Source organism: Kribbella pittospori, assembly GCF_004331465.1.
In the GTDB taxonomy this organism is placed as follows: domain Bacteria; phylum Actinomycetota; class Actinomycetes; order Propionibacteriales; family Kribbellaceae; genus Kribbella; species Kribbella pittospori.
Genome location: NZ_SJKB01000046.1, coordinates 1 through 5117 on the forward strand (window position 1 = coordinate 1; position 5117 = coordinate 5117).

The 5117-nt window shown below is 64.5% G+C and carries 4 protein-coding genes; 3 read left to right on the top strand and 1 reads right to left on the bottom strand.

All coding sequences use genetic code 11. The features are described from left to right. The first annotated feature begins 840 nt into the window (after nucleotides 1–840). Nucleotides 841–1791 carry a prolyl aminopeptidase gene (gene pip, locus E0H73_RS45520; protein WP_131367553.1) on the top strand — a complete coding sequence of 317 codons (951 nt, stop codon included), beginning with the start codon at nucleotides 841–843 and terminating at the stop codon, nucleotides 1789–1791. Nucleotides 1792–1833: 42 nt separating this feature from the next. Here pip and E0H73_RS45525 read toward each other — a convergent pair whose 3' ends face one another. Continuing rightward, nucleotides 1834–2709, bottom strand: coding sequence for a protein phosphatase 2C domain-containing protein (locus E0H73_RS45525; protein WP_202867949.1), 876 nt, complete (start codon nucleotides 2707–2709; stop codon nucleotides 1834–1836). Between the two features lie 156 nt (nucleotides 2710–2865). Between E0H73_RS45525 and E0H73_RS46950 the strand changes: the two genes are divergently transcribed. After that, nucleotides 2866–3279 carry a helix-turn-helix domain-containing protein gene (locus tag E0H73_RS46950; RefSeq protein WP_272949209.1) on the top strand — a complete coding sequence of 138 codons (414 nt, stop codon included), beginning with the start codon at nucleotides 2866–2868 and terminating at the stop codon, nucleotides 3277–3279. A gap of 1016 nt (nucleotides 3280–4295) precedes the next feature. Next, nucleotides 4296–4709 (top strand): hypothetical protein, encoded by a 414-nt coding sequence (locus tag E0H73_RS45535; protein ID WP_131367556.1) that lies wholly within the window; start codon nucleotides 4296–4298, stop codon nucleotides 4707–4709. The last annotated feature ends 408 nt before the right edge of the window (nucleotides 4710–5117 follow it).

The following is a 5117-nucleotide window of genomic DNA, read 5'->3' on the forward strand; positions in this document are numbered from 1 at the left end:
TGCCTCGAACACCGCGAGCCCTACCGAGAAGACATCGCCTGGCCCGCCAGCCTTCCAACCGCGGCCTGAACCGGACGGCCCGAACAGCCGCTGAACCACGGGTCACAGCGGCTGCGTCAAGGGCTGCCGCCAGGCAGACGCGCAGCGTCGCGAAGCGCCCTTGACCCATCCGCGAAGACCCGCACAATCACACGGCCGGCCGGACGGTGGGCAACACAACAACCAACCCACCACCACTTGCCATCCGCGCCCGTGGGGTGTCTTGACGCATGCCGGGCCGGACCGCACTTCCCATGATCGCTAGCGGGGCGATGCAGGAGCTCCGGGTCCAGACGGCAGCATGCGCCGACCGTGGGCAGCGGGTAGCCGGCCGTTTCGGTCAGTACCTACATCGACAGGGTGTCGATCGTTGATGGCGAGTTCTGCTGTCTTCGACCCGGCACCCTGTTGGCACGGGCGCGCCGAGCCAAGGGCCGCGCCTGGAGCGCAGCAAAGCGGAGCGGAGGGCAGGCGGCCCGCCCTGCGGTGGCGGCGCGCTTCGGGCCCTGAGGGCCCGTCTTGAAGACGTAGAGAAACTTGAAGACGTAGAGAAACTTGTCAGGTGACGAGGATGGGGCGCAGTGTGATCCGCCAGTAGATCCGCGACACACGTCCGCCAACTGAGGTGCGCCACCTTGGTCTAGATGGCCGACCAGCTCTACCAGTCATGCGGAGCTTGGCCGGGTGTGGACGATCACGTTCTGCCCCGTGGCTGAGAGGTGTTGCGTACCACCGTCCTAACGGCGAGACTCCCTGGCTATCGCATTTATATGAGTGCTGTCATTTCTGTCGGGAGGACGGATGTACCCTCAGGTTGGGCCGTACGACCACGGCATGCTCGACGTCGGTGACGGGCACAGCGTGTACTGGATGGCGTGCGGCAACCCGGATGGCAAGCCTGCGCTGTACGTGCACGGCGGCCCTGGCTCGGGGTGCGGCGCACGTTCCCCCGGCCAATTCGACCCCGCCGTCTACCGCGTCGTCTCGTTTGACCAACGCAACTGCGGCCGGAGCACCCCTCACGCCAGCGAGCCCGTGATCGACCTGTCCACCAACACCACCGACCACCTGATCCGCGACATGGAGCAGCTGCGCGAGCACCTGGGCATCGACAAGTGGCTGCTGTTCGGCGTTTCCTGGGGCTCAGTGCTCTCGCTGACCTACGCGCTGCGCCACCCGGGGCGCGTCTCGGAGATGATCGTGACCGCCGTCGCCACCGGCAGGCACTGCGAGGTCGAGTGGCTGATCCGCGGCTTCGGCGGCCTGGCCCCCGAGGCGTACGAGCGCTTCCTCGCCGGCGTACCCGATCCGGGCGAGGACATCTCGGCCGCCTATCACCGCCTGCTCATGGACCCCGACCCCGCCGTACACCGCAAAGCAGCCGAGAACTGGTGCGCTTGGGAGGATGCAATCGCCACTGTCCCGCCAGGCCGCGACGTCGAGCACGAGCCGTGGGAGCCCCGGTTCCAACTCGCCTTCGCCCGACTCGTCACGCACTACTTCAGCAACCGCTGTTGGTTGGCAGACGACCAACTGGCCCGCAACGGGCACGTCCTGCAGGGCATCCCCGGCGTCATCGTGCACGGGCAGCTCGACCTCGGCGCACTCACCGGCAAACCATGGGTGCTGCACCACGCCTGGCAGGGATCCGAACTGGTGATCGTCGAGCACGGCACGCACGCCGCCGGAACGGCAGAAGCTGTCATGGCCGCAACCGACCGCTTCGCCAAAGCGCCCGTGCACTCTTCATAGCGACGACGTGGGACGACGCCAACACGACCCCTGTGTCGAGCATCAACTGTCGGACGCGTGTCGCACATCAACCGACGGAGCACAGAGGATGGGGCGCAGACCGGCGAGATAGGCGACGGTCGCATCATCGGAGGCTTTGCCACGTGGCCACCGGTCTCCAGCAGGGTCCTCGGCTTCGAGCCGTCGTACACGTTCGAGGATGGCGTCAGGGCTGTCCTGGCGAGCTAACGCGATCAGGTCCGACCACGATGCCTGTTCGAAGCGATCGACCAGACGGCTCGCACCATCGGAGAGCATGACGACTGCCTCAAGCCCGCTCAGCGGATGCTGCCCCACGATGGCCTCTTGTGCCGCCGATGGGTCGACACTCGCAACCCAGAAGCCGCCCGAACGATTGCGGAACTGGCGCAGCGTCTCGACATACTGCCGGTGAGCGGCAACATGTGCCGGACTTCCGGAATGAAGGGCGTCCATGCTCTCGCGGTACCTCTGGCCAACACGGGCTTCACGATCATCCGTGACGACCGTGATGCCTTCTGATCCCTGCAGCAACAACACAGAGTCCGCTAGCACCAGGTACTCAAGCCTTTCCGCCGATCCTCGAGTAACGATCACCGTGGCCGATGGAGTACCGGGGTGTCCAAGGTCGCAAGTCCTGCTGTGCAGATCGGCGACAGTCTTGATCGATTCGGCGAGTACCGCGCGCATGTCATCGTGAACGTCGTCAGTGGCCCGTCTTAGAAGCTCAGTGCCAAGGGTGCGGGCATACCAAGCAACACCGTGTTTGCACCCGGAGTCGGAGCCAACGGGAGTGCCGACCCCATCCAGCAGAACAACGGTGCTGCTGCTGGCGGCAACGAAGTCCTCGTTCTCACGGTCGTTCCGTGCGGGCCTGGTTGCTGTAGCTGTACGCATCATCAACTAACGTCCCTCGTGGTGATAGATCGGGGTCGCGAGTTCAATTCCGGTCTTCCCCGGCAGCACCGGTGGGTTTCGTGACCCATCGAACACCCGTCGCTCTTTCCGGGCTGCTCGCCGATCGGCTCGGAACTTCGGCGGAATCTCGGTCGCGCGCTGAAGGAGTGCCGCCAGCTGGCCGGCCAAACGCAGAAGGAGGCCGCGGCGTCGATCGGGTGCCCTCAGAACCGAGTCAGCCTCATGGAGAACGGTCGGGTACGGGTCGACGCCGAGGAGGTCGAACGGATCCTCGACACCTACAGCACACCGGCTGGGCGCCGGTCGGAAGTCATCGAGATCGCGGCTGAGGCGGCAGCACCGGTCGCAGCCGACGCTATGGCGTGGATCACATCTCATGCGTTCCGGAAGACGACCGCGACAATCCTCGACGACGCCGGTCACAGCGCCCGCCAGATCGCCGACCAGCTCGGCCACGCGCGCCCCTCGCTGACCCAGGACGTCTACATGGCACGCAAGGCCAAGAACCCGGGAGCGGCCGACGCGCTGAAGACGATCGCTGATGACCTCTGATGAGAAAACCCATCCCGTAATGTGTACCAAGGATGGGTCCTCGGAGACGGAACCCGCCTCTGACCTGCGGTTTTGTGCGCCGCCAGGGACTCGAACCCCGAACCCGTTGAATTCCAGCTGAGACTGATCACCGTTTGCCGATGGTGCGCGAAAGCTCTTACTGGTAAGGGATTCGGGCGTGGCCGCGTTCGCATCGGTTCTCATCGCTGATCATCCTCTCGCGCTGATTGAGGTGCGTAAAGAGGTGTGTTGAATCTCCCGGCGGATGTGGTGTCGCCGAACCAGGGCTCCGCTGCGATTGGCGGTGATGATCGCAGCAGTCGGCGCCATGTCAGCCTTCGCTACCGAGGATCGGTCAGTTCAGCCGGTGTAGGACTTGCTAGGTAACCCGAAGCCGACGTGGGATTGACGAGGTTATGAGTTCGCCTACCTGGCGTCATAGTCGATTGGCCTCAGTGCCGCGTGGAACAGGTGGTCTTCCTGTAGAGAAACTGGGAGACCCTCCAGAAGCCCGCGACGGCGCGGTCAGGGTTCTTGTCGTGGTGCACGACGGTACATAGGGTCTTCCGCCAGCCCCTAGCGTCGACCAGTGCCGGCGAGATCCGTCGCAGCAATTGGGCGCCGTTCGCGTGCAACCTGTCGGTCATGTCGGGCGCTGTCGACGACGCCCAGCAGGCGCCGAGGTCGGTGAAGAAGCGTTGGCATTTGCCATCCAGGGCCAGCCTGACCCCACCGGTTTCCGGAGAGCTCACTCACGGGACCGCGGCCACTGTCGTTCTGACCGCTGGTGAAGACACCCAGGCCCTCGTCGCCAGTACCTCGACCCGCCTGACCACGGATCGCACGTACTCCTACGCCGCGCCTAAGGACCTGACCACCTTCGTCCGGGTCGTCGATCTCGGCTTGGAGACCGCGCTGACGTCCGTGATCACCGCGTTCCCGTGGTACGTGTCGCTCGCTATGCTCTGTGCTGCTCGGGGGTCGTCGACAGCCGTTCGGAGGTGTTCTGTGGTTGGGTGTGGCATGGACTGCTCGACCAGTTCGCCTGGCCTGCCTGGCTGCTGATCCTGATACCCGCTCCTGTCGGCCTGCTAGCTGCCTTCATTGCTGCCTTCGGCAACTATTTCCAGGAGGGCGAGGGCTTCTTCCGGACGCTCTTCATCGGCTCAGTGGCGGGGGTGGCGGTGGTTCTGCCAGTGGCTGTCGGGAGCGGCCTGTTCATCGATTCGGTCAGCCTCGTCCAGACCGCCGTGGCGGGCGCGAGCTCCGGACCGGCCATCGGTGTCGCCGGCTCGATCCTTGCGGTACAGGCCTCCTACCTTGGCCTCGGACACGCCTTCTGGCGCGAGACCTTCAGCGGATCGTCCGTCGGACGCTCGACTGGCGGCCGGTTGTTCGCGATGCTCAAGTACAAGCTCAAGGGCTACTGACCGCTTCGGTTACGGGCAAACGTCAGATGGGGCAAAGGCGGCCCGCGCGGCGGCGGGTGACGGTGTGTTGGCCGTGTAGAACGGTTCTGCCGTCACGATGACGCCGAGGATCGGCCGGCTGCTCGGGATCCGGGAGAACAAATAGGGTGTCGAACTCCGCGCCGATGATCCTGTTGATGCCATCGGCACCTATCTAGTCCTGCTCGCGTAGAAGATAATCAACTGAATCGTTGTTTTCCGTCGGATCAATCATTCGAATGTGGGAATCAATTTCGCATGCTTGCGGCTCGCCGAAGCGAGTCGGCTCGGCTAGTGCCGCGCGTCTGAGGTCTTCTGACGGTTGGCCTTCTTAAGGATCTGGTCTGCGGTCTTGGTCCAGGCGAAGGGGTGGGATCGGTCGTTCCAGCC

What these genes read in the sequence shown, in the direction of transcription:
- pip (WP_131367553.1), top strand. Translation starts at nt 841, where the DNA reads ATGTACCCTCAGGTTGGGCCGTACGACCACGGCATGCTCGACGTCGGT.
- E0H73_RS45525 (WP_202867949.1), bottom strand. Translation starts at nt 2,709, where the DNA reads ATGATGCGTACAGCTACAGCAACCAGGCCCGCACGGAACGACCGTGAG.